The following is a 25,556-nucleotide window of genomic DNA, read 5'->3' on the forward strand; positions in this document are numbered from 1 at the left end:
AACGGCCCGAACCGGGCTGCTGAGCGAGGGGTGAAGCTCTCTTAGGGCCCGCTTAAGGAAGAAGGGGACGCCACCCCGACCGAGACCACTCCGGGAGAGACCGCCACCCCGGCGGGACCGCCCCGGGAGAGACCGCCGTACCCGACCTCCGCACCCGGGCTCCGCACCCGGCCGTCGCGCGCCACCCGCGGCGCACCGCCCCGACCGCCCGTGGCCTCGGCGGCGGCCCCGGCTCGGGCCCGACCGCCCCGCGCCTCAGCGCTGGAAGAGCGCGTTGCGCGCGCGCCGCCGGCTGCCCCGGGTGGGTGCGCCGTCGGGCCGGGTCTGCAGCCGCAGCCGCAGCTCGGCGCCGCCGAGCACCGCCGAGCGGCCGAGCGCGAGGTCGCCCCCGGTGGACTCGGCGAGCTTGCGGACGATGTCCAGGCCGAGCCCGGTCGAGCCCTCGCCGCCGTGGCCCTGGCCGCGCTGCAGGGCGGACTCGGGGTCGGTGAAGCCCGGTCCGGCGTCGCCGACCAGGACGATGACCGAGCTCTCGGTGGCCAGCACGTCCACCGAGAAGGCGGTGCCGATGACGGTGTGCCGGAAGACGTTGCCGAGCACGGCGTCGACGACGGCGGCCAGGTCGCCGCGCTGGACCGGCACCTGGGCGGGCCGGTCGGCGCCGGCCAGCTGCCAGCGGCGGCCCTCGTCCTCGGCGAGCGCGGACCAGAAGCCGACCCGCTCCCGGATCACCTCGGCGGCGTCGCAGCCGACGGTGACGGCGGGCGCGTCCTCGGGTGCCCGGCGGGCCGAGCGGATGATCTGGTCGACCTCGCGCTCCAGTTGGGAGACGGCGTGCCGGGTGGCGTCGGCGGCGTCGCCCTCCCCGAGCGAGGCTGCGTTGAGTCGCAGCACGGTGAGCGGGGTGCGCAGCCGGTGCGACAGATCGGCCGCCAACTCCCTTTCGGCGGCCAGTAGTTGGACGACACGGTCGGCCATCGTGTTGAACGCGTGGCCGGCCTCGCGCAGTTCCTCGGGGCTGCCCGCGCCCGCCCGGCCGTCCACCGGCACCCGGACGGCGAGGTTGCCGGCGCCCAGCGAGCGGGCGGCGGCGGCCAGTCGACGGGCGGAGGCGACGATCCGCGCGCCCATCCGGTCGGCGACCAGCACCGAGATGGCGACCAGGGCGAGCGCGACGGCCGAGAGCACCAGCCAGGCGGTGGCGACCCCCCGGGTGAGGTCGTCGTCGGCCACGTACACCTCGACGACGGCGGTCCGGCCGGTGTCGACGGCGACCGGCTGGAGCAGCGCGAAGCCGCCGGGGACCTCGACGGTGAACGAGCGGCCCTGGCCGCCGGCGGTGGAGACGTCGGCGGCCGCCGCGTGGGCCTCGCCGATGGTCGCGCCGCCGTCCGGCCCGACCATGGCCGCCCCGGGGACGGCCACCGCGGGGGCCGGTCCGGGCAGGTGGACGGCCATCCGCCGCTGCGCACCGGCGTCGGTGCTGGCCACCGCGCGGGCGATGGCGTCCTGGTCGGTGGTGATGGCGAGCGCCGGGCCGAGCGCCGCCGCCTGCCGTTCGGCCGCCGTGAACGACCGGTCCCGGGCGGTCTGCTGGACCATCAGCCCGAGCGGGATGAGGAAGGCCAGCGCGACCATGGTGGTGCCGGCCACGGCGGCCTTGATCAGGGCCCAGCGCAGCGAGTGCCCGAACCGCCTCATGTCCGGCGCCCCGCGGGGTCGGGCCCCGGCCCGGTCGACCCCGGCGCCGACCCCGGCCCGGTAGACCCCGGCCCGCCCGGCCCCGGCCCGGCCGGGTGGCCGGCCGCCTCCAGCCGGACCCCGACACCGCGCACGGTGTGCAGGTAGCGGGGGTTGGAGGCGGTCTCGCCGAGCTTGCGGCGCAGCCAGGAGAGGTGGACGTCGATGGTCTGGTCGCCGCCGTAGGTCTGGCGCCACACCTCGGCCAGGATCTCCTTGCGCGGCACCACCACGCCGGGCCGGGCCGCGAGGAAGGCCAGCAGGTCGAACTCACGCCGGGTCAGGTCGAGCAGCCGGCCGTCCAGGACGGCCTCGCGGCGCTGGAGGTCGATGGCGAGCCCGCCGACCCGGAGCACCTGGGCCACCGGGGCGGCGCCGCCGCCGAGCCGGCGCAGCACGGCGGCCATCCGGGCGCTGAGGTGCTCTCCGGAGAAAGGTTTCACCAGGTAGTCGTCGGCACCGTCGTTGAGCAGCCGGACGATCTCGGCCTCGTCGTCGCGGGCGGTGGAGATGATCACCGGCACGTTGGTGAGGCCGCGGATCATCTTCAGCGCCTCGCTGCCGTCCAGGTCGGGCAGCCCGAGGTCGAGGATCACCAGGTCGCAGCCGACCTGGGCGACCTCGCGCAGTGCCTCAAGTGCCGTGCCCACACTGCGGACCGCGTGACCGGTGTCGGCCAGGTGCCGGATGAGGGCGGATCGTACGAAGGGGTCGTCCTCGACCACGAGCACTGTTGCCATGGCCCTGCACGGTACGCCATCGGCGCGCGGTGGTCTGTACCTCGGGGGTCGGTCCGGGGCGGCGGCGCGGCCCGCCCCGTCCGGTTCGGTCCGGCCCCGGCCGGTTTGTGCAAGTTCCCTGCAGAACCGCAGGGGTACCCACCTGCCACGGCCCGGAGTACGGCAGGATGTGCGGACGATGCGGAACGGACTGGTACAGCTCGGCGCCTGGGCGGCGGCCACCGGGGCGGCGGTGGCGCTGTCCTGGTTCGGCGTGCACACGGTGCTGATCGGTGCGGCGTTCGAGCGGCCGAGCGCGCTGCCGCTGCCCTCGGCGTCCGGCGGCGCGCGGACCGCACCGGACCAGGACCCCACCGCGGCGGCCCCGACGCCGCCCCGGTCCCCGGCGCAGACCCAGGCCGCACCGCCGTCGGACTCGCCCGCCCCGCCGTCCGCCACCGCCCCGGCCACCGCGCCGCGCGCCTCGGCGCCGTCGGGCGCGCAGCCGTCCTCGCGCCGTCCGGCCCCGGCCGCCACCACGACCTCCTCGGTCCACAGCTACCCCGTACAGGGCGGCCGGGTCGCGCTGGACCTCCGGCCGGACGGCGCCTCGCTGGTCTCCGCGGTGCCGGATCCGGGCTGGCAGATGCAGATCTGGAACGAACCGCAGTGGCTGCGGGTGGACTTCACCAAGGACGGTCAGGCCAACTCGGTCTTCGCCACCTGGAACGGCCACCCGCCCACGGTGGAGACGGTGGTCCGCTGACCCGCCCGCCGGCCGCCGGCGCCCCGCGGAGCCGCCGGCCCGCACCGCTCGCGCCCCTCCCTCACCACCGTTCGAAGGGCACGAACCCGGGGAGGTAGGGGCCGCGGTAGCGGGACCGGTCGACCAGGGTGTGCCGGGTGCCGCCGGGCACCCCGATCGCGGCGAGCACGACCGTCCCGTACCGGTCCCCGGTCTCGTACGGCTCGGCGAGCGCGCGGGCGCCGCGGTCCACGGCGTAGTCGAAGGCGTAGTAGACGTCCGGCACGGTGACCGCGAGGTCCAGCACGCCGTCACCGTGCCGGGCGAGGTGCCAGGCGAGCTCCCGGCCGCGCGGCCCGATGACCTGGACCAGCGAGGTGATGACGAACCGGGTGCCCGGCGCGTTCAGCACGTACGAGACGGTCTCGGGCTCGCCGGTCTCGGGCCCGGCGTAGGCGGTGCAGCGCAGGCCGAGCGCACCCGCGTAGCGGCGCGCCGCCCGCTCGGCGTCGCCGACCGCGAAGACCACCGCGTCGGCGCGCCCCATCGGGAGGAGGTCGGGCTCCCGGCCCGCGGTGCTCAGCACGGGTTCGGCGGCGGTGTCGGTCATGACGGCCTCCCGGTAGGCGTACGGGACCACGTGTGCCCCGGGAGCCGGTGCGGGGCCCGGCGCACAGGGGCGTGGCTGGAGGGTGGCGCCGAGCCGACCGCCGCGCAACTGTTCCGTTTCCTCCTGGTCAAGGTGTGCGCCGGGGCGGGAGAATCGGACCGGCCGCTGTACAGAATGCCCACCGGAGGACGGAGTCCGCGATGCCCCCCGCCCACTCCCCGATCAGCCCCGACTCCCTTGAGGGGCAAGGGTCTTCCACGCCATCGGGCGGCACCAACGACGCGATCGACGCACTGGACGGCCGGCTGATCCGGCTGCTCGCCGAGGAGCCCCGGATCGGGGTGCTGGAGTGCTCGCGCCGGCTCCAGGTGGCCCGGGGCACGGTGCAGGCGCGGCTGGACCGGCTCCAGGCCAAGGGGGTGATCGGCGGCTTCGGGCCGGAGGTGGACCCGGCCGCGCTGGGCTACCCGGTGACGGCCTTCGCCACCCTGGAGATCTCCCAGGGCCAGGGGGCGGACGTCCGGGCGCACCTGGCGGCGGTGCCGGAGGTGCTGGAGCTGCACACGATCACCGGGCGCGGGGACATGATGGTGCGGATCGTGGCCCGGTCCAACGCCGATCTGCAGCGGGTGATCGACCGGGTGGTGGGCTTCGACGGGATCGTCCGGTCCTCGACCGCGATCGCGCTGGAGAACCCGGTCCCGTACCGGATCCTGCCGCTGGTGGACCAGGCCGCCGCGGAGTAGCCGCGCCGGGCTGGACGGGGCCCGCCCGGCCGGCGCTCGGCAGTTGGAACGCACGCCGGCCGGCGCTCGGCGGCTGGAGCGCACCCCGGCCACGGCTCAGCGGCCGGGCGCACGCCGGCCACCGCTCAGCAGCTGGGGACGGCCCCGCCGGTGCGCAGCGCGTCCAGCGCCGAGACCGCCTCGCCCAGCGTGCCCACCGGCACCAGCCGCAGCCCCGCGGGCGTGTTCACCTTGGCGTCCGCGCACTCGTCCTTCGGCAGCAGGAACACCGTCGCGCCGTCCCGGGCCGCCGCCTGGGTCTTCAGCGGCACGCCGCCGACCGCGCCGACCGCGCCCTGGTCGTCGATGGTGCCGGTGCCCGCGACCTTCAGCCCGCCGGTGAGGTCGCCGCCCTTGCCGTCGCCGGCCAGCTTGTCGACGATGCCCAGCGCGAGCATCTGGCCGGCGCTCGGCCCGCCGATGTCGCCGAGGTCGACCTTCACCTTCACCTGGTCCGGCGAGAGGTGGAGGTAGGAGAGCGCGGCGGCGGTGGCGCTGTCCTGCGACTCGACCATCTGCTGGGCGGTCACCTCCTCCGCCTTGGCCGGATCCCCCTGCGGGTAGACGGTCTCGGTCGGCCGGATCGCCTCGTCCTGGTCGAACCAGGCCCGCAGCGAGCGCCAGAAGGTGGTCTTCTCCCCCGGGTTGGTCGCCGAGATGGTGACCATCCGCAGCTCGCCCGAGGGGGTCCGCACCGGCGCGCCGGTGATGGTGAGCACCGGCTTGTCCTGGTAGCTGCCGAGGGTGTCCGCGGTCACGCCCGGCCAGGTCAGCGTGTACGGGAGCGGCACGAAGGCCGCCACACCGAACAGCGCGGCGATCAGCGCCCCGCACAGCGCCAGCGCGCGGGTCCGGGGGGCGGTCAGGGCCGGGGGCAGCTTGGTGTCGGGCACAGGGGAAATCCAAACACACCCGGGGGCGTGCCCGGCACTACCGCAGGGCGTCGGCGACCTCGGTGGCGGCCTCCACCACCCGGGGTCCGACCCGCTCCGGGACCAGGCCGTTCAGCATCACCACGCCGACACTGCCCTCGATCCCGCTCAGCCCGATCAGCGCCGCGGCGGCACCGCACGCCCCGGACTGCTCCTCCGCGCGGGTGATGACGAAGCCCTGCTCCGGACGGCGCTGGCTGGGGAAGCCGCGCGCCTCCAGGATCGCCCGCCCGGCGGCGCTCTCCCCCAGCGGGTGGCGCAGCCCGGTCCGGTACGCCACGTGGAAGTCGGTCCAGCTGGGCTCGACCACGGCGACGGCCAGCGCCTCGCTGCCGTCCACCAGGGTGAGGTGGGCGGTGGCGCCGAGGTCCTCGGCCAGGCTGCGCAGTGCCGGCAGCGCGGCCTCGCGCAGCAGCGGGTGCACCCGGTGGGCCAGCCGGAGCACGCCTAGGCCGACCCGGGCCCGGCCGCCGATGTCGCGGCGGACCAGCCCGTGCTGTTCCAGGGTGGCCAGCAGCCGGTACACGACGGTCCGGTTCACGGCCAACCGGGCCGCGAGCTCCGTCACCGTGAGCCCGCGTTCGGAGTCGGCGAGGAGCTTGAGGACCCGGACGCCACGGTCCAGGGTCTGGGAGGTCTCGGCAGTCACGACGCGCATTCCTTTCCGCGGCGGGGTCGCCGGAGCGGCGGCGCCGGTCCGGGACTCGGTTGTCGCGCGCAGGTGGGGTGGCCGCGCTCGGGCCGCGGTGTGTCGTCCTTGACGCCCTGGCGGTCCTGCGGAGCCCGTCTCGCGGGGGGTGTCCCGGCGGGAGAGCGTGTGGGAAAGGTAGTGAAGGAATTCTCGCGGCGGAAGTGGTTGTCCAAAATTCGGTCATGATCAATTGCGTGGCGGCCGCCAAATACGGGCAAATGCAGACAATCCATGAGCCGGGTGGGGGCGCCAGTTCGAACACAGTCCGCTGTCCGGACACCAGGCCGGAGGGGGGTGCCCGCAATCCGCGGAGGGGGGCTCGGGCAGCGGGGCTCAGAGCGCCAGGTTCCGCAGGACCGTCCAGGCCACCGCGGTGCCGAGCACGGCGGCGGTGCCGCCCCGGCCCAGCGCGGGCCGCCAGCTCCGGCCGGCCAGGCCGTGCCGCAGCCAGGTGAGGTAGAGCAGCGCGACCAGGGGCAGCGCGAGCAGCAGCGCCGCGTTGTCGTGCCAGGCCGCCGCGACGTCGCCGTGCAGCAGGTCGTACGCCAGCCGGGTGCCGCCGCAGCCGGGGCACTGCAGGCCGGTCACCTTCCGCCAGGGGCAGAACGGCAGCACCTGCCCCGGCAGGTGCGGGTTCCGCGACCACAGGTACGCGGCGCCGGCCAGCCCGCCGGCGGCCACCGCCAGCGGCGGCAGGGCCGTGCGCAGCCGGGCGGGAACGGCGAAACCGCCCCGGCCGTCGTGGCCGGGGCGGCGCGCCGTGCGCGGTGGGCGCAAGGTCAGCCGCGCAGCAGACGGCCCTGGGCGTCCGTGCGGTCGTTGCTGACGAGGAACATGATGCCGTCGATCAGGGCCCAGAAGCCCAGACCGCCGCAGGTCAGCAGCTGGGCGATGCCCATGCCGACGTGGCCGGTGTAGAAGCGGCCGACACCGAACCCGCCGAGGAAGAGCTGCAGGATGCCCGCGACGATCTTGGACTTGTCGGACAGCTCGGGCTGCGGGGCGGCGTGGGGCGGGTACGACACGTTCGGTGTGCTCCTTGTGAAGGCAGGTCCGAGGGCGCGACGGCGTTGGTCGCGTCCTCGACTGGTGAGGTGCCGGCCGGACTCACCGGGGCCGCGACAGCCGCCCGAACCGGGCGGAGCGCAGCTTGACGGCCCGGAGGCGGCGCGGCACGCGGAACACTAGCGGATGATCAGGCCGGGTGTCTCTACAAATCCTTCGCGTATACCTGAACGTCATATGACCTTCGGGATAGGGCCGGATTACCCCCGAAGGACCGTTACTTCGCCCATTCCCGGATTCGGGCGATCCGCGCCTTCAGCTGGTTGGCGGTGGCCTGCGCGGTGAGCGGACCGCCGCACTGGCGGCGCAGCTCGTTGTGAATGGTGCCGTGCGGCTGGCTGGTCCGGTGGTGCCAGGCCGCCACGAGGGCGTTCAACTCCTTGCGCAGCTCGCGGAGTTCCTGGTGGGTCACGACCGGCCGCTACTCGGCCGGCAGCTCCAGCAGGTCGGCCTCGTCGGCCGGCTTGCCCTTGCTCCGCTGGATCTGGCGGTGCTGGCGCTTCTGCAGCAGCATCTGCACCTGGTCCGGCTCCAGCAGGCCCGGGATGCCGAGGTAGTCCTCCTCCTCCTCGCTGCCCGGGTGCGCCTGCATGCCGAACTCCATGGCGTTGTACAGCACCCGGTCGAAGACCGCGTCGGAGCCGATCGCCTCGTAGGAGAACTCCTCGCCGCCGGCGCCGTCCGGCCCGTCGTTGGCCCGCTCGGCCTCGGCGAGCAGCCGGTCCTCCTCGTCGAAGAGGCCCTCGCCCTCCTTCTTCGGCCGGTCCAGCACGTGGTCGCGCTGGAGCTCCATCTCGTTGGCGAAGCCCAGCAGCATCGGGATGGTCGGCAGGAAGACGGAGGCCGTCTCGCCGCGCTTGCGGGCGCGCACGAAGCGCCCGACGGCCTGGGCGAAGAACAGCGGGGTGGAGATCGAGGTGGCGTACACCCCGACGCAGAGCCGGGGCACGTCGACGCCCTCGGACACCATCCGGACCGCGACCATCCAGCGGGACGTCCCGGCCGAGTAGTCGGAGATCCGCTTGGACGCCTCGGCCTCGTCGGAGAGGACCAGGGTGACCTTCTCGCCGCTGATCTCGCGCAGCATCTTGGCGTACGCGCGGGCCACGGTCTGGTCGGTGGCGATCACCAGGCCGCCGGCGTCCGGGATCGCCTTGCGGACCTCGGTCAGCCGGCGGTCGGCGGCCTGCAGCACGCTCGGGATCCACTCGCCCTGCGGGGCCAGCGCGGTGCGCCAGGCCTGGGCGATCAGGTCCTTGGTCATCGGCTCGCCGAGCCGCGCCTCCAGCTCGTCGCCGGACTTGGTCCGCCAGCGCATGTTCCCGCTGTAGGAGAGGAAGATCACCGGGCGGACGACGTGGTCGGCCAGCGCGTGCCCGTAGCCGTAGGTGTAGTCGGCCACCGACTTGCGGATGCCGTCGCCGCCCGCCTCGTACTGGACGAACGGGATCGGGTTGGTGTCCGAGCGGAACGGCGTACCGGTCAGGGCCAGCCGGCGGGCGGCCGGCTCGAAGGCCTCGAAGCAGGCCTCGCCCCAGGACTTGGAGTCACCGGCGTGGTGGATCTCGTCCATGATGACCAGCGTCTTGCGCGCCTCGGTCCGGTTGCGGTGCAGCATCGGGTTCACGCCGACGCCCGCGTAGGTGACCACGATGCCGTGGTACTCCCGGGAGAGCGGCCCGGAGGAGTACGCCGGGTCCAGCTTGATGCCTATCCGGGCGGCGGCCTCGGCCCACTGCTTCTTCAGGTGCTCGGTCGGCGCGACGACGGTGACCTGCTGCACCAGGTGGTTGTGCAGCAGGTACGAGGCCAGCGTCAGCGCGAAGGTGGTCTTACCGGCGCCCGGGGTCGCGACCGCGAGGAAGTCGCGCGGCTGGGTCTCGATGTACTTGTCCAGCGCCCCCTGCTGCCACGCCCGGAGCTTGCCGGCGGTGCCCCAGGGGGCGCGGCCGGGGAAGGCCGGCGAGAGATGGTGCGAGGAGGCCGACGCGGCCTGGCCCACGGCCCGGACGGGCGCGTGCGGCTCCGTCACGTCGGAGAAGAGCGGCATCGAGGAGGCGGCGGCAGTACTCACGGTCTCCGAGGGGGATCGTCGCAGGTCAGAGGCGTCATTGCGGCCCCGGACCGCGGTCTGGCGGCAATCGGGCAACCCGCCCAGCGTACCGGCCCGGCGCCGATCGGGCGGCCAAGCCCGGCCCGCCCGGGGCCGGCCGGGGCGCATTCGGCGGCCGGAAACCGATGTGATGTGGATCACGTCGACCGAACCGCGAAACCGGGTAAGAGCGTCCTCCCGCACGACTCTCAAGGGGCGAGGCCGCCCCACCCGCCACAGCCGTCGCCGAGGCCTCGCCGCACCGAGAAGGGAACCCCCGTGCACACCCCCACCGTCGACGAGACCGTCCAGGCCCGTCTGATCCTCTCCACCCACCGCTCCGCCCGGCTGCGGGTCACGCTGTCCTACCGGCCGGACGACCCGCTCGCCGTCCGGATGGCGTTTCCGGCCGAGTTCTCGCTGGACGAGCGGGGCGACGACGGGCGGGGCAACGGGTTGGGTGACGGGCCGGCCGGCGCACCGGGTGACGCACCGGCCGACGGGCCCGGCGACGGGCCGGACCCGGACGGCGGCCGGGACATCGTCTGGGTCTTCGCCCGTCACCTCCTGGCGGCCGGCCTGGAGCTGCCCGCCGGCCTCGGCGACGTCCACATCCGGCCCGCGACCGGGCGGCGCACCATGGTCGAGCTGCGGGCGCCCGAGGGCACCGCGCTGATCCAGTTCGACAGCACCGACCTGCGGCGCTTCCTCTGGCGCAGCCGGGTGGTCGTCCCCGACGGCGAGGAGCACCTGTTCCTGGACCCCGACCGGGCGCTGGCCGAGCTGCTCGGCTGAGCCGGGCCGGGGCCCTGGGGCCCGGCAGGCCGGCCCCCGGGGGCCAGCCGGGCTCAGGCCGAGAGCCGGCGCATCAGCCGGACCCCCTGCGCCGCCGTCAGGTGCGGCAGGTACGCCTTGCCGATCGCCCGGGTGATGCTGGGCAGCGCCGCCGGGTCCGGGTACGCCATGTACAGCGGCCGGTACTCCGGCTGGAACTTCGCCTTGAACGCCAGCAGCGAGCGGAACCCGTACACCGGCTCCAGCACCCGGCCCATCCAGTCGAGCATCCGCTGCAGCCCGGTGGGCGCGGCCTCCTGCCCGGAGCGGGCCAGCGGCGCGCCGGAGAGCGAGAGGAAGCGCGCGCCCTCCTCCTTGAAGCCCAGGGCGGCCGAGGCGATCAGGAACTCGGTCACCCCGCGGAAGCCGTCCGAGCGCCGGCGCATGAAGTCCAGCGTCCAGCCGACCGGCGCCCCGTCCTCGTAGACCGGCATCCAGCTGGTCAGCCCGTGCACGGTGCCGTCGGCGTCGACCGCGACCAGCAGCCGGACGTCCGGGTCGTCCAGCTCCTCCAGCCCGCCGAGGGTGAAGCCCATCTCGGGCAGGCCCTTCTCGGAGACCCACTCCTCCGAGATCGACCGGATCTGGTCCCGCAGCGCGAGCGGCGCGTCGCGGTAGGCCCACCACTCGGCGGTGATGCCCTGCTTGCCGGCCTTGTTGAGCGCGGTCCGGATGTCCTGCCACTTGCGGCCGGTGAAGGCCAGCTGCGGCAGGGCGACCACGGTGTCCTCGGCGACCTGCAGCGAGCGCCAGCCGAGCGCCCCGGCGGCGGCCTCGGTCTCCGGGGTGACGCTGTAGAAGCACGGCGTCCAGCCCCGGGCGTCGCAGTACCGGGCGAAGCCGGCCACCGCGCGGCGGCGGGCCTCCGGCTCGCCGAACGGGTCGCCGGTGGTCAGCGCCACGGTGGAGAGCACCCGGTAGGCGACGGCGGCCCGGCCCTCCTCGTCGAACCAGTAGTGGTTCCCGTCCCAGGTGGAGATGAACGAGAGGGTGCCGCCGCCGTGCGCGGTGAGCAGCGCCCGGGCGCGGGCGGCGTCCGCGGCGTCGGTGTGCACCACCGGGCGGCGGAAGGTCACCAGCAGCGCGGCCAGCGCGGCCGCCCAGAAGGCGAGGCCGCAGTTGGCCTCCAGCAGCCGGGCGAACGGGCCGACGGCGATCGGGTAGTCGGGCAGCAGGTCGTTGTAGGCGGGCGGCAGGAACTGCGCGGGCAGGCCGGCGAGCAGCCCGCGGAAGCTCGCGGACGGCTCGAACTGTGCGGCCGCGGCCGCACCGAGGCCCGCGTACGCGGCGGAGGCGACCAGCAGCGCCCCGCCGAGCACCACGCCGAGCCGGGCGAGCACCGCGCCGGGCAGCCGCAGGCCGAACCGTTGCCGGGTGGCCAGCAGCAGGACGGTGGTGAGCAGCGGCAGCAGCAGCGCCTCGACGAAGTACTGCAGCACGCCCCCGCCGGTGGTGCCGGCCTCGGTGAAGAGCCAGACCAGCAGCGCGACCCAGAGCAGCTCGGTGGCCACGGTGATCCGCCAGGCCAGCCGCAGCCCGCGGCGCAGGCCCTCGGCGAGGACCAGCAGCAGGGCCGGGAAGAGTGCAGCCATCAGCCGGCCCGGGGTGTCGAAGATCCGCTCGACCGCGTGCGCGCGGGCGCAGTCGTGTGCGGAGAGCGCGCAGAACTCGGCGATCTCGTCGGTGGTGAGCCGGTGCGAGAAGTACAGCTCGGAGAAGGTGTTGAACGGCCCGGTGGCGTTGTCGTACAGCGAGGCGATCAGCGGCCCGAGGGCGGCCGCCACCAGGCAGAGCGCGACCAGCACCCGGGTCTCGGTGTGCGAGGAGCGCAGCGGGCTGCGCTGGCGCCGGCCCCGGGCGAGCAGCGCGCCGGCGCCGAGGCCGAGCAGGGCGCCGGCGAACCGCTGGACGCTCTGCAGGTGGCCGACGTAGAGGGTCATCACCAGCGGGACCAGCACCACCAGCAGGTGCAGCCGGCGCCGCCACAGCACGCTGAGCCGGAAGCCGAGCACCCCGGCCAGCGCGAACAGGCCGGTGGCCGGGCCGCACGCGGTCTGGTCGGCGACGGCGGCGGTCCACTGCTCGCCGGCCCGCGCGCCGACCGCGACCAGCCCGGTGCCGAGCAGGGTGCCGAGCAGCTGCCCGCCGACCAGCACGGCGAGCGTGCGGGCCCGGCCGAGCCGCCGCTCGGCGACCGGGCCGACCAGGAGCAGCAGCAGGCTGGTGAAGACGTACGAGCCGGTGCTGGAGCACCAGATCAGCGAGGTGAACGGCGTCCACCAGCGGCCCTCGGCGAGGGTGGGCAGGCCGACGCCGATCCGGGCCAGCAGCTCCCGGGAGGGGCCGTGGGCGAGGGCGCCGGTGGCTCCGCCGACCGCCCAGAGGACGCCGAGCAGGGTCAGGGTGAGCGGCGCCGCGCGCAGCCGGCCGGCGATCCGGCCCGCCAGCCGGGCGGCGTGGCGCCGGCCGGCCCGCGGGGTGGACCGGGGCCCGGGCTGCGGGGCGGGCTTCGAGGAGGGGTGCGGGGTGGGCCGGGGTCCGGGCTGTGCCGGGACGGATGGGGCGCGCCGCTCCGCGGAGCCCAGCGGCGCCGTGCCGAGCTGGATCACCGGATCAGCCCCATCCGCTTGGCCAGCCAGGGCAGGTTCTGCTCGAAGGCCCCCCGGAAGACGGACCAGCTGTGCCCGCCGGGCAGGGTCTGGTAGTCGACCGCCATCCCGGCCTGCTTGGCGGCCTCGAAGGCCTTCTCCTGCTGGGGGCGGAAGTCCGGGTCGTTGGCGCCGACGACGAAGACGCCGGCGGTGTCCGGGAACGACCGGGCGGCCATCAGGTGCAGCGGGTCGACGGCCGCGAAGGCCGCCTCGTCGCCGCCGAAGGCCTTGGCGACGGTCTCGGAGTGGCTGCCGAGGGTGGGCTCGGACTGGCCGGAGATGTCGAGGAAGGTGCCGTACACCTGGGGCGCGTTGACGGCCAGCTGGAGCGAGCAGGTGCCGCCGAGGGAGAGCCCGCCGACGGCCAGCGAGGTGCGGCCGGTGGCGGTCTGGAGGCGGCTGTGGATCCAGTCCGGGACGTCCTCGGCCAGGTAGGTGTGGGCCTTGGCGATCCGGGAGTCCAGGCAGAGCGTGTTGGTCCAGGAGTCCCCGGTCGGGTCGGCGACGACCACGATCGGGGCCAGGCCGTGGTGCTCGGCGGCGAAGGCGTCCAGGGTGTCCTGGATGGCGCCGGAGGTGATCCAGTCGGACGGGGCGCCGGGCTGGCCGGGCAGCAGGACCATGACGGGCAGCAGCGGCCGGGGGCTCGCCTGGTAGGCCGGCGGGAGGTAGACGTAGGCGTCGCGGGTCTCGAAGCCGGACTTGGTGCCGGGTATCCGGGTGTTGGAGACGGTGCCCTTGGCGGGGAGGCCGGGCGGGGCCTGCCACACGTCGGCCAGCGCCCGGTCGGGCGGCGTGGTGACGGTGTCGGAGGCGTGGCCGGCGGTCAGTGCCTGGGTCTTCGGCGCGAGCATCGTCCGGGCGGTCGGGTACTGGTCGAAGCCGCGGTTGACCTGGGAGGCCGCCGCCAGCACCACCAGGGCGGCGCCGCCGGCGGCGTAGAGCCGGTGCCGGCGGGAGAGCAGCGGAGCGCGGAAGACCGCCAGGGATATCCCGAACAGGGCGAGCGCGATCCACCCGATGACGTAGTGGGGCAGGCCCTCGGGGAACGGGTGCCACCAGCCGTCGACGACGGCCTCGACCAGGCCGGTCAGGGCGCCGCCGAGCAGCACCGCACCGACCGGGCGCAGGCTCAGCCAGCGCCGGTCGCGGGAGAGGGCGAGCGCGGCGACGGCGATCCAGCCGGCCCCGAGGACGGCGTACGGGATCGGGCCGTGGGTGAGCGGCCAGTCGATCGGGTTCCAGTTGAGGGCGAGCTCGGTGGTGGTCATACGTTCTTCCCCGGCCGGGTGGTGTCGGCCAGGAAGCCGTAGGCCACCACGTTCCCCTGGTAGCCGTGTTCCTCGCTGTACCCGCCGCCGCAGGTGATCACCCGGAGCTGGGCGTCGGCGGCCTGGCGGTACACCCGGTCGTCCGGGAAGTCCTTTCGGTCGTGCACTTCGATGGCGTAGAGCTGGTAGACGGCGGTGGCACCGTCCTCGCGGACGATCTCGATCCGGTCGCCGCGGTGCAGCGCCCCAAGATGGTAGAAGACGGCGGGACCGCTGCGGTTGTCCACGTGGCCGGCGATGATCGCGGTGCCGCGCTGGCCGGGGGCGGCGCCCCCGCGGTACCAGCCGGCCAGGTTGCGGTCGCTCTCCGGCGGCGTCTGCAGCCGGCCCTCCCCGTCCAGGCCGAGGGCCGTGACGGGGGCGTCGAGCCGGACGGACGGGATCCGGATCCGGGTCGGCACCGAGGGCCCGAGCGGGGGGACGACGGAGACCGGGGCGAAGCCCGAGAGCGCCTGCCCCGCGGCCGGGACCGGCGGCAGGGCGAGCCGGCCGCCGTCGTGCAGCAGCCAGGCGCCGAGCACGAACGCGGCGCCGATCGCCAGGGTGCCCGGCCAGGGACTCCTGCTCTGTTGGGCGCCCACCCGGCGCTCCCCTCTGCCGACGTCTTGACTGTTCCTGGGAGTTTCCTGGGAACAATTCAACCGGACCGGACTTTATGGCACATCCATACGATGGTCGTACCGGCACCCGCCGATCGGCAGGGTCGCGAGTCCCGAGCCTGCTCCGACCAGGACGGCGATCACCCGGAGGGAGCAGCGGCCGCCAGGCCCGCTCCGCATGTCCATCGACAACGTCGGACGCCGATCCGGTTGCATCAATCGGGCGATCGATTCCGATCATTCGTGGTGAATCAACGACTGATCACGCCCACATGCCATGCTGACCCCGCTCAAAGGTCTATCACCGCACTTGTCTGACCGGGCAGTTGTCCGAACGGGCCCGGGCGACGGTACCCCACGAACGGAGTGACCATGGACGCTCTCTCCCGTCGGACCCTGCTGGCCGCCGGCGCGGCGACCGCAGCCACCCTCGCGGCCGGCTGCGCCGGGAACGGCGGGAGCTCCGGCGGGAAGGCGGCGCCGGTCCCGGCCGACCCCGCGGCGGACCAGGACGGAGCGGGCGACACCCCGAAGCCCCCGGCCACCCTGATCGGCGACGGCTCCACCTCGGACACCGGCCCGCAGCCCCGCCAGCCCACCGCCGAGCCGCTGAAGACCGGCGAGCGCCCGCCGCAGTTCGTGGTCTTCTCCTGGGACGGCGCCGGCGAGCTGGACAACCGCCTGTTCGGCCGGTTCCGCCGGCTCGCCCGGGAGCACAACGCGTCGATGACCTTCTTCCTGAGCGGCCTCTACCTGCTGCCGGAGTCCAAGAAGGACCTCTACCGCCCGCCGCAGCACAAGGTCGGCGCCTCCGACATCGGCTACCTGAGCGACCAGCACATCCGCGACACGCTGGAGAACCTGCACGCCGCCTGGATGGAGGGGCACGAGATCGGCACCCACTTCAACGGCCACTTCTGCGGCGCCACCGGCGTCGGCAGGTGGTCGCCGGAGGAGTGGGACAGCGAGATCCAGCAGGCGATGGACTTCGTCATGAACTGGCGGACCAACACCGGCTTCACCGACCTGCCGGCGCTGCCCTTCGACTACCGCCGGGAGCTGATCGGCAGCCGCACCCCGTGTCTGGAGGGCCAGCGCAACCTGCTGCCGACCGCAGCCAAGCGCGGCTGGCGCTACGACAGCAGCGGCAACGGCACCCAGGTCTGGCCGCAGAAGATCCAGGGCGGGGCGCTCTGGGACCTCCCGCTGCAGTCCATCCCCTTCCCCGGGCACACCTTCCAGGTGCTGTCGATGGACTACAACATCATGTTCAACCAGTCCGGCAGCAACACCAAGGCGGACCCGGCGCTCCACCCGGCGTACCAGGCGCAGGCCCGGGACTCCTACCTGATGGGCTTCGAGCGGGCGTACACCACCAACCGGGCGCCGTACATCATCGGCAACCACTTCGAGCAGTGGAACGGCGGCATCTACATGAACGCCGTCGAGGACGCGCTCAAGGTGATCGCCGGCCGGCCCGAGGTCCGGCTGGTCTCCTTCCGCCAGCTGGTGGACTGGCTGGACGCCCAGGACCCGGCGGTGCTGCGCAAGCTCCAGGGCCTCGCCCAGGGCCAGGCCCCGGCCGGCGGCTGGGAGGCGTTCCTCGGCTCCCCCGGGCCGGCCGCCACCGGCGCCGCCACGACCGCCCCGGCGACCGCGGACGTCCCCGCCGGCGGGAAGTGACGTCAGGCCTTCCGCACCCGGCCGGACACCAGGGCGCCCAGCAGCGCCACCCCGGTCATGGTCAGGAAGATCGCCGCGAACGCGCCGGACGAGCCGGCGCCCCCGGTGCCCTCCTGGGCGGCGGCCACCGAGCCGCCGCCGAGCGCCGCGAAGAGCACCCCGGCTAGTCCGACCAGCAGGACGTTGCCGAGCGCGTCGCTCATCTGCAGCGAGGCCGAGTTGGCCCCGGCGTCCTCCGGCGCGGAGAGCCGCATCATCAGCACGCTGATGCTCGCCACCGCCAGGCCCATCCCGATCCCGCCGACGCCCCAGGCCGCCGCCGCGACCCAGGCCGGCACCGCCGGGACCAGCACCAGCGCCGCCCCCGCGATCGCCACCGCGGTCAGCACGAACCCGCCGCGGATCATCGCCTCGCGGTACCGCTCGGCACCCGGCCGCCCCTGCAGCATCGAGCCCAGCGCCCAGGAGAGCCCGCCGCTGGTCAGCGTCAGCCCGGCCAGCGTCGGCGACAGGCCGCGCTGGGTGACCATCATCAGCGGGATGAAGGCCTCCGCCGCGAAGAACGCCCCCGCCGCCACCCCGCGCAGCAGGATCACCGTCGGCAGGCCGCGCCCGGCCCGCAGCGTCCCGGCGGGGAGCAGCCCCAGCACCGCGGGCACCAGCAGTGCCGCCCCGGCGACCGCCGGGAGCAGCCCCAGCAGGTCCAGCCGCTGGCCGGCGTACTGCAGCAGGCCCGCGCCGACCGCGGCCATCGCCGCCAGCAGGGTGCGGCGGCGGTCGAAGCCCGCGCTCGTCGCCACCGGCTGCGCCCGCTCCGAACGCCGCAGCGCCGGGCCCATCACCGCGAGCGGCAGCAGGATCAGCACCGGGACGGCGAGGAAGACCCAGCGCCAGCCGAGGTGCTGGGTGACGGCGCCGGAGACCACCGGGCCGACGATCGAGGGCAGCACCCAGGCCGCGGAGAAGGCCGCGAAGACCGCCGGGCGCAGCCGCTCCGGGTAGGCCCGGCCGACCACGACGTACAGCGCCACGATGACCAGGCCGCCGCCCAGGCCCTGGACGGCGCGCCCGGCGACGAAGACCCACATCCCGGGCGCCGCCCCGGCCACCACCAGGCCGGCGCCGAACACCGCGATGCCGGTGAACAGCGGCTGCAGCGGCCCGCGCCGGTCGCACCACTGGCCGGAGACGACCAGGGCGAACAGCGTGGTGGTGAAGTAGCCGGAGAACGCGAAGGCGTACAGGCCCAGGCCGTCCAGCTGGCGGGCGGCGACCGGCATCGCGGTGTTGACCGCCGTCGCCTCGAAGGCGAGCAGCAGGACCACGGAGACGATCCCCAGGGTCAGCGCCCGGTAGGGGCCGCCGAGCACCCCGCCCTGGTCGGTCTCTTCGCTGGGTGTCGGAACGGCGTCGACCGAGGTGGGGGAGGCTGTGGTCATACGTAACATCGTAAGACCCGTCCGATCGAATGACCCCTGACTTTCAGGCCTTGATCGACTACCCGCCGGGCCCGGGAAACGGCGCCCGGCCGTGCGGGCCGGGACCCGGTCGCCGGGTCAGTGCAGCGCCTTGAGGCCCACCACGCCGGAGACGATCAACAGCAGACAGCCGATCCGCGCCGCCGTGGCCGCGTCGCCCAGCACCGCCATCCCGTACAGGGCCGTGCCGACCGCGCCGATGCCGACCCAGACCGCGTAACCGGTGCCGATCGGGATCGAGCGCATCGCGTACGCCAGACCGCCCATGCTCAGGGCCAGCGCGATGCCGAAGACGAGGGTGGGGACGAGCCGGGAGAAGCCCTTGGAGGACTCCAGGGCCACCGCCCAGACGGTCTCCAGGACACCCGAGACGATCAGAACGAGCCACGCCATGGCGATCGGACCTCCGCAGTCAGCAGCGGCCGGGTTGCCGCTGTACTGCGCCGTCTTGTCGTCACCGGGTACGACGCGCTCGTCCGGGGCGGCCGAATGACGACCACCTGCTTCCGACCGTAGCACAGTCCGCCATACAGAATTTACAAAGGGATATTGACGGTCCGCCACGGCGTCCGCGAAGATGAATTCACCAACACGGCGAACGACGACAGGAGTCGGAAATGGACAGGAAGACGGTGGCCCCCGCTGCGCCCCGCGCCTGTGCCGCGGCTCCCCGCTGTTGTCGCGCCTGTCGCTGCTGTCGCTGCGCCTGAACGCGCCCGCAGTCCAGCCCCCGGGGCGCTTCCGCCCGACTCCGCCCCAGCTCGACCCCACGGCCGTGTGCCCGAGTGGTTCAGGGGACCGCCTGCAAAGCGGTTTACACGGGTTCGAATCCCGTCATGGCCTCCACGAATGCGAATTGCCGGTCGGCGCGAAATGCGCCGGCCGGCAATTCGTCGTGCAAATTCCCGGAATTCCCGCGGCGGCCGGCTGAAGGCGGGCCGGAAGGGGCGGCGGGCCGGGCGCGGTTCCGCCCGGCCCGGCCCGCTCAGGCCGTGACGGCGTCCTCGGGCCGGATCGGCAGACGGCCGACGGGCAGCCCGGTGGCCGCACGGACGGCCGCCGCCACCGCGGCCGGGGCGACCACGGCCGGCACCGCGCTGACCGCCTTGGCGCCGAAGGTGGCCACCACGTCCCGCTCCTCCAGCAGGGCCGCGATCCGCACCTCCGGGGTGTCCAGCGAGGTCGGCATCCGGTAGCCGGTGAGCGAGGGGTTGACCAGCAGGCCGCCCTCGGTGCGCAGGTCCTCCAGCAGGGCCAGACCGACGCCCTGGGCGACGCCCGCCTCGATCCGGTCCTCGATCTGACGCGGGTTGAGCGCCCGGCCGACGTCCTGGGCGACCGTCACGTCCACCACCCGGACCGCGCCGAGCTCGATGTCCACGTCCACCACCGCCCGCATCGCGCAGAAGGCGATCGAGACGAAGGCGTCGCCCTGACCGGCCTCGTCCAGCGGCTCGGTCGGGTGCGGCCGGCACTGGGCGGTCGCCCAGAGCTCCTTGCCCTCCAGCGCCTCGGCGACCGGCATGCCGAGCACCCCGTCGTAGGAGGTGATCTTGCCGTCGGCGATCTGCAGCAGCTCGGCCGACATCCCGAAGTTGGCGGCGATCGGCTGCAGCAGCTGGTGGCGGACCATCAGGGCGGCCCGCTCCACCGCACCGCCGGAGACCCAGGTGTGCCGGCCGCGTGCGGAGGGGCCGGCGATCGACTGGTCGCTGTCGGCCGGGGCGATGTAGACCTCGCTGACGCCCAGCACCGACTGCACGATCTGCCGGGCCAGCGTGGCGAAGCCCTGGCCGGAGTCGACGGCGGCGCAGATCACCGTGGCGTGGTCGCCGCTGACCCGCACCGTCGCGGTCGAGACCTCGTCCTCGCCCTCGGCGCCCAGCATGTGCACCATGCCGACCGCGTAGCCGATGCCGCGCCGCACCGCCGCCGGGTCTCCGGCGCCGCCCGGACCGCCCGGCAGCAGCCACTCGGCGTCCGGGTCGTCCACCGGGAGCGCGGGCAGCGGCTCCGAGGAGACCGCGTCCAGCAGTGCGGCCACCGGTGCGGGGCAGGTGACGGCCTGTCCGGTGGGCATCGGGTCGCCGGTGGCCATCGCGTTGCGGCGGCGGATCTCCACCGGGTCCACGCCGACCCGGGCGGCCAGCTGGTCGAGCTGCGACTCGTAGGCGAAGCACGCCTGCAGGGCACCCTCGCCGCGCATCCGGCCGGCCGGCGGGTTGTTGGTGCGCACCGCCCAGGCGTCCACGAAGACGTTCGGGCAGACGTAGGGGCCGACCGAGAACGCGGTGGCGGCGGCCAGCGCCTCGGCCGAGACGTCCGCGTACGCGCCGCCGTCCAGCAGGATCTGCGCCTCGACCTTGACCAGCTTGCCCTCGGCGTCGGCGTGGTGGCGGTAGCGCAGCAGCGCCGGGTGGCGCGAGGTGTGGGTGTGGAAGGACTCCTCGCGGGTGAGGGTCATCTTCACCGGCCGCCCGGTGCGCAGCGCGAGCAGCGCCAGGGTGACCTGGAAGGAGAGGTCCTCGCGGTCGGAGGTGGCCCCGGGCACGCCGGTGACCACCAGCCGGACCCGGTCCGGCTCCAGACCGAGGCAGCCGGCGGTGCGGTCGCGGTCGCCGTGCGGGTCGGTGGAGGACAGGTGCAGTTCCACGCCGCCGTCCGGGCGCGGCACGGCGAGGCCGGCCTCGGCGCCGAGCGGCGCCGGGTCCTGCCGGCCGACCTGGTAGAGGCCCTCGACCACGATCTCGCCGGCCGCCTCCGGGTCCCCGGTGCGCAGCGGCAGGTGCCGGAACAGGTTGCCGTCCGGGTGCAGCGGCGCCGCGGTGAAGGCCTGCTCGGGGTCGGTGACGGCCTCCAGCGGCTCGTAGTCGACGGCGATCAGGCCGACGGCGAGACGGGCGGTGTCCGGGTGGTCGGCGGCGACCGCCGCGACCGGCTCGCCGTGGTGGCGGACCACGCCGGCGGCCAGGATCGGCCGGTCGGCGACGATCGGGCCGGCCGGTGCGCCGTCGAGGCTGCCGTCCGGGCCCTCCGGCAGGTCGGCGGCGGTGACCACGGCGTGCACCCCGGGCAGGGCGAGCGCGGCGGAGGTGTCGATGCCCCTGATCCGGGCGTGCGGGTGCGGCGAGCGCAGCACCGCACCCCAGAGCAGGCCCTCGGCCCAGAGGTCGGCGGCGTACGGGTAGATGCCGAGCGCCTTGGGCAGCGCGTCGCTGCGCAGCGGGGAGCTGCCGAGCCCGAACGGCTCCGGTGCGCCGCCCTCGCCGCCGTCCTGCTGGGGTGCTGCGCCGATGTCGGTAGGCGACGTCATGATGCGTGGTCGTCCTCGGGGAGCCGGATGCCGTGGGCGGGGGTGGCGCCGTACGGGACGCCGGCGGGGGCGGTGCCCTCGGCCGGGCCGCCGGACGCGGGCGCGGGGACGTACGGCGTGCCGTGCGCGGGCGTGACCTCGTACCCGGCGCCGTCGTACCCGGTGCCGTCGAACCCTGCGCCGTCGAAGGCGGCGGCGTTGAACGCGGTGCCGTCGAAGACCGCGCCCTCGGGGCCGGGGACCGGGGTGCCGTGGGCCGGGGTCGGCTCGTAGACCGGGCCGTCGTAGGGCGAGGCCTCGTAACCGGGCTGCTGCGGGTAACCCTGCTCCGGGTAGCCGCCCTCCGGCCCGCCACCGGGCAGGTAGGTGCCGTGCGCCGGGGTGCCGCCCGGCCCGGCCGGCGCGTAGCCCGCCTGCTCGGGGAAGCCGGCCTGCTCGGGGTAACCGGCCTGCTCGGCGAAGCCGGGTTGCTCGGCGAAGCCCGGCTGGTCCGGGAAGCCGGCCTGCTCCGGGAAGCCGGGCTGCGGGTAGTAGCCGGACGGCTCGCCGGCCTGGGCCGGGATGCCGTGCACCTGGGGCAGCACCCCGGTGTCGTAGACGCCGGTGTCGTAACCGCCCAGGCCGTCGGGGGTGCCGTACTGCATGCCGACGCCGACGCCGGTGCCCGCGGTGGTCGGGGTCTCCTCGGCCGGCGGCTGCGGGACGTGCTCGATCCAGGCGTCCTCGTCGGTGTACACCGGCGGGTCGGCCGGCTGCTCCGGCTCCTCCGCGGCGGCCGGATCGGCGCCGTCGGCGGCCGCCGCCCCGGTGAGCGCCGCCTCCGCCTCCTCGGCCTCGGCCGCGCGCGCGTCGGCGACGTTCTGCACCGCGGCCAGCACGCCCCGGTAGCCGGTGCAGCGGCAGAGGTTGCCGCAGAGCGCCTGCCGGGCCTCGACCTCGGTGGGCCGGTGGTTGCGCTGCAGCAGGTCGTGCACGGCCATCGCCATGCCGGGAGCGCAGTAGCCGCACTGCACCGCGCCGGACTCGGCGAGCGCCTGCTGGACGTCGCTGGCGCCGCCGCCGGCCGACAGGCCCTCGACGGTGTTGATCTCGCTGTCCGCGGCCAGCGCGGCCGGGACGAGGCAGCCGGCCACCAGCTGGCCGTCCACCTGCACCGAGCAGGCGCCGCACTCGCCCTGCTCGCAGCCGTCCTTGGCGCCGGCCAGACCGAGCCGCTCGCGCAGCACGTAGAGCAGGCTCTCGCCGATCCAGGCGTCGGTGACGGGCCGTTCGAAACCGTTGACCCGCAGGGTGTACGAGGCGCAGGGGCGCAGCTCGCGGCTGACCTGCGGCGCGTGGTCGAACGCGCCCGCGTCGAGGGTCTCGATGGGGTCAGTGGTCACTTCAGCGCCCTTCCCAGTGCCCGGCGGGCCAGCACCGATACGGTACGCCGCAGCCGGACGGCGGCCGCGCTCGGCCCCTCGGTCACGGCCTCCCAGGAACCCTCGGCACCGTAGCTGTCCGGGACGCAGGCGGCGGCCACGTACTCGCCGAAGGCGGCCGTCGCGGCGGGGTCGATCTCCCGGCTGCCGTCCCAGTCGATGCACCCGGCCACCCAGGCCTCGGCCTCCAGCGGGCGCAGCGGCACCGGGGCGACGGCGCCGACGGCGCAGCGCACGGCGCGCCGGGCGGGGTCGAGCACGAGGGCGACCGAGGCGGTGGCGCGGGCCGGGCCGCTGCGGCCGGTGGCCTTGAGGAAGACCTGCGGGGCGTGCAGCAGCGGGACGCGTACCCAGGTGAGCAGTTCGCCCGGGCGCAGCGGGTCGAGGCCGGTGAGCAGGTGGCTGACCGGGACCTCGCGGCTGGCGCCGGCCCGGGCGAGGGTGACGGTGGCCTCCAGGGCCGCGAGCACCGGGAGGGTGTCGCCGGCCGGGGCGGCGGTGACGATGTTGCCGCCGAGGGTGCCGACGTTGCGCACCTGCGGGGGGCCGGCGGTGCGGGCGGCGTCGGCGAGGGCGGGGATGAGGGCGGCGAAGTCGGGGCGGTCCATCCTGGCGTGGGTGAGCCCGGCACCGAGGACGGCGGTGCCGCCGTCCTCGTAGCGCCAGCCGCGCAGTTCGGTGATCCGGCCGAGGCCGACCAGGGCCGCGGGGCGGAGCCGTCCGGCGTTGACGGCCTCCATCAGGTCGGTGGCGCCGGCCACCGGCACCGCGGCCGGGTGAGCGGCCAGCGCGTCGACGGCCTCGTCGAGGGAGGCCGGCAGCATGATCGTCCGGTTCACCTGGGTCCCACCGTGCTCCACTTGCTCATCGATCGCCTGCCGCCCGCGGCCCTCGGCCGGGTGTCCGCGTCGGCAGCCCGGCCTGGCCCGTAGGGTACGGGCGATCGGGCCGGGTTGGGCAACTCTGGCACACAATGCTCGATGATCATTTCGGGACGGGCGAACGGGACTGCCCGATTGGGACGGATACCGGGCGGTATCTGCTCCGATCCGGACCGGACCGGAGCAGATGTTCATCTGTTCTTGACGTCCGACGGCCGCTCAGAAGTTCCCCCCGCCCCTCACGGGCGGGGCCGGGCCGGGCTCAGACCGCCGGCGGCGGCCCGTCGATCGGCCGGCCGGCCACGCCGGGCCACCGCTGCCAGGGGTGCGGACCGCCGGCCGGGCGGTACTCCACCCCGAGCGCGTCCAGCACCTCCAGGTGGGAGGCCATCCGGCGCTCGAAGCCGGCGTAGTCCCGCGCGGCCGGGTCGGCCGGCAGGGCGGACCAGGCGACCTCGGCGAAGGCGGCGAGCCGGGGGAAGGCCCGGTAGTCGATGTCCCGGGCGCTGTCCGTGAACTCGCTCCACAGGTTGGCCTGGGTGCCGATCACCCGCCGGGCCGCGGCCTCGTCCAGCTCGGCCGGCACCGGCTCGAAGCGGTAGACGTCCTCCAGGGTCCGCACGAAGCCGACCGGGATCGGCTCGTCCGGGCCGTCGGCCTGCCGGTGGTCGAGGTAGACGTGCTGCTCGGGGCACATCACCACGTCGTGCCCGGCCCGCGCGGCGGCGATGCCCCCGCCGTAGCCGCGCCAGGAGGAGACCGCCGCGCGCGAGCGCCACCCCGCCCCCGGGCGCTCGGCGGCCGGCACCGCCGCGCCCGTCGGCGGGGCGGCGATGGCCAGCCCGCCCTCCAGGATCTCGTCCCAGCCGATCAGCCGGCGGCCGCGGTCGGCCAGCCAGCGGTCGAAGTGCCGGATCAGGTGGCTCTGCAGCTCGTCCTCGTTGGCCAGGCCCAGCTCCCGGATCCGCGCCTGGGCGGCCGGGCTCTCCTTCCACTGCTCCTTCGGGCACTCGTCGCCGCCGAGGTGGACGAACTCGGACGGGAAGACCTCCAGGACCTCCTCCAGCACGCCCTCGAAGAAGCGCAGGGTGGCCTCGGAGGGGTTGAGCACGTTGTGGCTGACGCCCCAGTCGGTCCAGACGCCCAGCGCCGCGGTGTCCACCACGTCGGTGTTCCCCAGCTCCGGGTAGGCGGCGACGGCCGCCTGGGTGTGGCCCGGCAGGTCGATCTCCGGGACGACGGTGACCGCCCGCTCGGCGGCGTACGCGACGATCTCGCGCAGGTCGTCCTGGGTGTAGAAGCCGCCGTGCGGCCGGTCGTCGCGGCGCTGCCCGGCCCGGTAGCCGACCATCGAGCGTTCGCGCCAGGAGGCCCGCTCGGTGAGCCGCGGGTAGCGCTTGATCTCCACCCGCCAGCCCTGGTCGTCGGTCAGGTGCAGGTGCAGCACGTTGAGCTTGTGCGCCGAGAGCTGGTCGACGAAGCGCAGCACGTCGGCCTTGGGCAGGAAGTGCCGGGCGACGTCCAGCAGCGCGCCGCGCCAGCCGAACCGCGGGGCGTCCTCGATGTCGGCGCCCGGGAGCACCCAGCCGCCGTCGCGCAGCGGCGCCCGCCGGTAGGCGTCCGGGCCGAGCAGCCGGCGCAGCGTCTGGGCACCCCAGAGCGCGCCGGCCGGGCCGCCGGCGGTGATCACGGCACGGCCCGGGCGCACCGAGAGCCGGTACGCCTCGCCGGCCAGCGCCTCGTCGTGGAGCAGCTCGATGCCCGCTCCGGGCCGCCCGGGGGCCAGCGGCAGGCCGGTCGCGGCGGTCAGCGCGGACCGCAGCCACCGCTCCGCCCCGGCCAGTGCGGGCGGGGCGGTGAGGGTGGTGGCGCGGTCGAGCGGGAAGTCCCGGTCCGGGAGGCGGACGGAGCCCAGGGGGGCGGGGATGAGGTCCATGCCGTCATCCTGCCCCCGTGCGGTCAATTGGCATAGACCAATCCGCGAAC

At 75.0% G+C, this 25,556-nt stretch carries 20 protein-coding genes, 1 tRNA gene, 1 pseudogene and 1 riboswitch; of the genes and pseudogenes, 5 read left to right on the forward strand and 17 right to left on the reverse strand.

The annotated features are described in order from the left end of the window. Positions 1-255: 255 nt before the first annotated feature. Together RMN57_RS15425 and RMN57_RS15430 are read right to left on the reverse strand one after the other, a co-directional pair. Positions 256-1,680 carry a sensor histidine kinase gene (locus RMN57_RS15425; RefSeq protein WP_380234048.1) on the reverse strand — a complete coding sequence of 475 codons (1,425 nt, stop codon included), beginning with the start codon at positions 1,678-1,680 and terminating at the stop codon, positions 256-258. A gap of 17 nt (positions 1,681-1,697) precedes the next feature. Continuing rightward, positions 1,698-2,480 (reverse strand): response regulator transcription factor, encoded by a 783-nt coding sequence (locus RMN57_RS15430; protein ID WP_313763973.1) that lies wholly within the window; start codon positions 2,478-2,480, stop codon positions 1,698-1,700. 178 nt (positions 2,481-2,658) lie between these two features. Here RMN57_RS15430 and RMN57_RS15435 point away from each other — a divergent pair, with 178 nt between their 5' ends. Further along, the gene (locus RMN57_RS15435) at positions 2,659-3,225 is read left to right on the forward strand and encodes a hypothetical protein (RefSeq protein WP_313763974.1); all 567 of its coding nucleotides are present in this window, start codon (positions 2,659-2,661) and stop codon (positions 3,223-3,225) included. 61 nt (positions 3,226-3,286) lie between these two features. On the opposite strand, the gene RMN57_RS15440 is transcribed toward RMN57_RS15435, so the two are convergent. Further along, on the reverse strand, positions 3,287-3,814 hold the full coding sequence (locus RMN57_RS15440; protein WP_313763975.1) for a VOC family protein: 528 nt from the start codon (positions 3,812-3,814) through the stop codon (positions 3,287-3,289). A gap of 200 nt (positions 3,815-4,014) precedes the next feature. Here RMN57_RS15440 and RMN57_RS15445 point away from each other — a divergent pair, with 200 nt between their 5' ends. Next, the gene (locus tag RMN57_RS15445; protein ID WP_313763976.1) at positions 4,015-4,560 is read left to right on the forward strand and encodes an Lrp/AsnC family transcriptional regulator; all 546 of its coding nucleotides are present in this window, start codon (positions 4,015-4,017) and stop codon (positions 4,558-4,560) included. 125 nt (positions 4,561-4,685) lie between these two features. Here the strand turns inward: RMN57_RS15445 and RMN57_RS15450 are convergent, their stop codons facing one another. The 5 genes and pseudogenes from RMN57_RS15450 to RMN57_RS15470 all read right to left on the reverse strand — a co-directional run bounded on the left by RMN57_RS15450 (position 4,686) and on the right by RMN57_RS15470 (position 9,337). After that, the gene (locus RMN57_RS15450; protein ID WP_313763977.1) at positions 4,686-5,492 is read right to left on the reverse strand and encodes a S16 family serine protease; all 807 of its coding nucleotides are present in this window, start codon (positions 5,490-5,492) and stop codon (positions 4,686-4,688) included. Positions 5,493-5,529: 37 nt separating this feature from the next. Continuing rightward, on the reverse strand, positions 5,530-6,180 hold the full coding sequence (locus RMN57_RS15455) for an IclR family transcriptional regulator (protein ID WP_238862803.1): 651 nt from the start codon (positions 6,178-6,180) through the stop codon (positions 5,530-5,532). Between the two features lie 375 nt (positions 6,181-6,555). After that, positions 6,556-6,999, reverse strand: a complete 444-nt coding sequence (locus tag RMN57_RS15460; RefSeq protein ID WP_313763978.1) for a DUF2752 domain-containing protein — start codon at positions 6,997-6,999, stop codon at positions 6,556-6,558. A 2-nt stretch (positions 7,000-7,001) separates the two neighbouring features. Continuing rightward, complete coding sequence (locus RMN57_RS15465; RefSeq protein ID WP_313763979.1) at positions 7,002-7,247, reverse strand: TM2 domain-containing protein; 246 nt, start codon at positions 7,245-7,247, stop codon at positions 7,002-7,004. 257 nt (positions 7,248-7,504) lie between these two features. Beyond that, a pseudogene (locus tag RMN57_RS15470) lies at positions 7,505-9,337 on the reverse strand (DEAD/DEAH box helicase). A 321-nt stretch (positions 9,338-9,658) separates the two neighbouring features. Here RMN57_RS15470 and RMN57_RS15475 point away from each other — a divergent pair. Continuing rightward, positions 9,659-10,174: an SsgA family sporulation/cell division regulator gene (locus RMN57_RS15475; RefSeq protein ID WP_313763980.1), complete on the forward strand. Its 516-nt coding sequence runs from the start codon at positions 9,659-9,661 to the stop codon at positions 10,172-10,174. A gap of 53 nt (positions 10,175-10,227) precedes the next feature. Here RMN57_RS15475 and RMN57_RS15480 read toward each other — a convergent pair whose 3' ends face one another. Genes RMN57_RS15480 through RMN57_RS15490 form a run of 3 tightly spaced genes read right to left on the reverse strand, consistent with a single transcriptional unit; the run spans position 10,228 to position 14,776 of the window. Then, complete coding sequence (locus tag RMN57_RS15480; protein WP_313763981.1) at positions 10,228-12,822, reverse strand: rhomboid family intramembrane serine protease; 2,595 nt, start codon at positions 12,820-12,822, stop codon at positions 10,228-10,230. Further along, positions 12,819-14,135: an alpha/beta hydrolase-fold protein gene (locus tag RMN57_RS15485; protein ID WP_313763982.1), complete on the reverse strand. Its 1,317-nt coding sequence runs from the start codon at positions 14,133-14,135 to the stop codon at positions 12,819-12,821. The genes RMN57_RS15480 and RMN57_RS15485 overlap by 4 nt, the downstream gene beginning before the upstream one ends. Then, the gene (locus tag RMN57_RS15490) at positions 14,132-14,776 is read right to left on the reverse strand and encodes a class F sortase (protein WP_313763983.1); all 645 of its coding nucleotides are present in this window, start codon (positions 14,774-14,776) and stop codon (positions 14,132-14,134) included. Before RMN57_RS15490 ends, RMN57_RS15485 begins: the two co-directional genes overlap by 4 nt. Before the next feature lie 390 nt (positions 14,777-15,166). Here RMN57_RS15490 and RMN57_RS15495 point away from each other — a divergent pair, with 390 nt between their 5' ends. Next, a complete protein-coding gene (locus RMN57_RS15495; protein ID WP_313763984.1) occupies positions 15,167-16,477 on the forward strand; it encodes a hypothetical protein in 1,311 nt (436 codons plus the stop codon). 2 nt (positions 16,478-16,479) lie between these two features. Here RMN57_RS15495 and RMN57_RS15500 read toward each other — a convergent pair whose 3' ends face one another. Then, positions 16,480-17,916, reverse strand: coding sequence for an MFS transporter (locus RMN57_RS15500; protein ID WP_313763985.1), 1,437 nt, complete (start codon positions 17,914-17,916; stop codon positions 16,480-16,482). 117 nt (positions 17,917-18,033) lie between these two features. Next, positions 18,034-18,348, reverse strand: a complete 315-nt coding sequence (locus tag RMN57_RS15505) for an SMR family transporter (protein ID WP_313763986.1) — start codon at positions 18,346-18,348, stop codon at positions 18,034-18,036. A 44-nt stretch (positions 18,349-18,392) separates the two neighbouring features. Continuing rightward, positions 18,393-18,458, reverse strand: a riboswitch (guanidine-III (ykkC-III) riboswitch). Positions 18,459-18,726: 268 nt separating this feature from the next. Here RMN57_RS15505 and RMN57_RS15510 point away from each other — a divergent pair. Continuing rightward, positions 18,727-18,801, forward strand: a tRNA-Cys gene (locus tag RMN57_RS15510). A gap of 139 nt (positions 18,802-18,940) precedes the next feature. On the opposite strand, the gene RMN57_RS15515 is transcribed toward RMN57_RS15510, so the two are convergent. The 4 genes from RMN57_RS15515 to RMN57_RS15530 form a co-directional block, all read right to left on the reverse strand. Continuing rightward, positions 18,941-21,268 (reverse strand): xanthine dehydrogenase family protein molybdopterin-binding subunit, encoded by a 2,328-nt coding sequence (locus RMN57_RS15515; protein WP_313763987.1) that lies wholly within the window; start codon positions 21,266-21,268, stop codon positions 18,941-18,943. Further along, on the reverse strand, positions 21,265-22,650 hold the full coding sequence (locus tag RMN57_RS37070; RefSeq protein ID WP_380234017.1) for a 2Fe-2S iron-sulfur cluster-binding protein: 1,386 nt from the start codon (positions 22,648-22,650) through the stop codon (positions 21,265-21,267). The genes RMN57_RS15515 and RMN57_RS37070 overlap by 4 nt, the downstream gene beginning before the upstream one ends. Next, a complete protein-coding gene (locus RMN57_RS15525; protein ID WP_313767835.1) occupies positions 22,647-23,513 on the reverse strand; it encodes an FAD binding domain-containing protein in 867 nt (288 codons plus the stop codon). Before RMN57_RS15525 ends, RMN57_RS37070 begins: the two co-directional genes overlap by 4 nt. Positions 23,514-23,832: 319 nt before the next feature. Continuing rightward, the gene (locus RMN57_RS15530; protein WP_313763988.1) at positions 23,833-25,506 is read right to left on the reverse strand and encodes a beta-N-acetylhexosaminidase; all 1,674 of its coding nucleotides are present in this window, start codon (positions 25,504-25,506) and stop codon (positions 23,833-23,835) included. Between the last annotated feature and the right edge of the window lie 50 nt (positions 25,507-25,556).

The sequence above is a fragment of the Kitasatospora sp. CM 4170 genome (assembly GCF_032110285.1).
Lineage (GTDB): Bacteria > Actinomycetota > Actinomycetes > Streptomycetales > Streptomycetaceae > Kitasatospora > Kitasatospora aburaviensis.

Coding starts and splice junctions, on each gene's coding strand:
- RMN57_RS15430 (WP_313763973.1), bottom strand. CDS start 2,480: ATGGCAACAGTGCTCGTGGTCGAGGACGACCCCTTCGTACGATCCGCC.
- RMN57_RS15435 (WP_313763974.1), top strand. CDS start 2,659: ATGCGGAACGGACTGGTACAGCTCGGCGCCTGGGCGGCGGCCACCGGG.
- RMN57_RS15440 (WP_313763975.1), bottom strand. CDS start 3,814: ATGACCGACACCGCCGCCGAACCCGTGCTGAGCACCGCGGGCCGGGAG.
- RMN57_RS15445 (WP_313763976.1), top strand. CDS start 4,015: ATGCCCCCCGCCCACTCCCCGATCAGCCCCGACTCCCTTGAGGGGCAA.
- RMN57_RS15485 (WP_313763982.1), bottom strand. CDS start 14,135: ATGACCACCACCGAGCTCGCCCTCAACTGGAACCCGATCGACTGGCCG.
- RMN57_RS15495 (WP_313763984.1), top strand. CDS start 15,167: ATGGACGCTCTCTCCCGTCGGACCCTGCTGGCCGCCGGCGCGGCGACC.
- RMN57_RS15500 (WP_313763985.1), bottom strand. CDS start 17,916: ATGACCACAGCCTCCCCCACCTCGGTCGACGCCGTTCCGACACCCAGC.
- RMN57_RS15505 (WP_313763986.1), bottom strand. CDS start 18,348: ATGGCGTGGCTCGTTCTGATCGTCTCGGGTGTCCTGGAGACCGTCTGG.
- RMN57_RS15515 (WP_313763987.1), bottom strand. CDS start 21,268: ATGACGTCGCCTACCGACATCGGCGCAGCACCCCAGCAGGACGGCGGC.
- RMN57_RS15525 (WP_313767835.1), bottom strand. CDS start 23,513: ATGCTGCCGGCCTCCCTCGACGAGGCCGTCGACGCGCTGGCCGCTCAC.
- RMN57_RS15530 (WP_313763988.1), bottom strand. CDS start 25,506: ATGGACCTCATCCCCGCCCCCCTGGGCTCCGTCCGCCTCCCGGACCGG.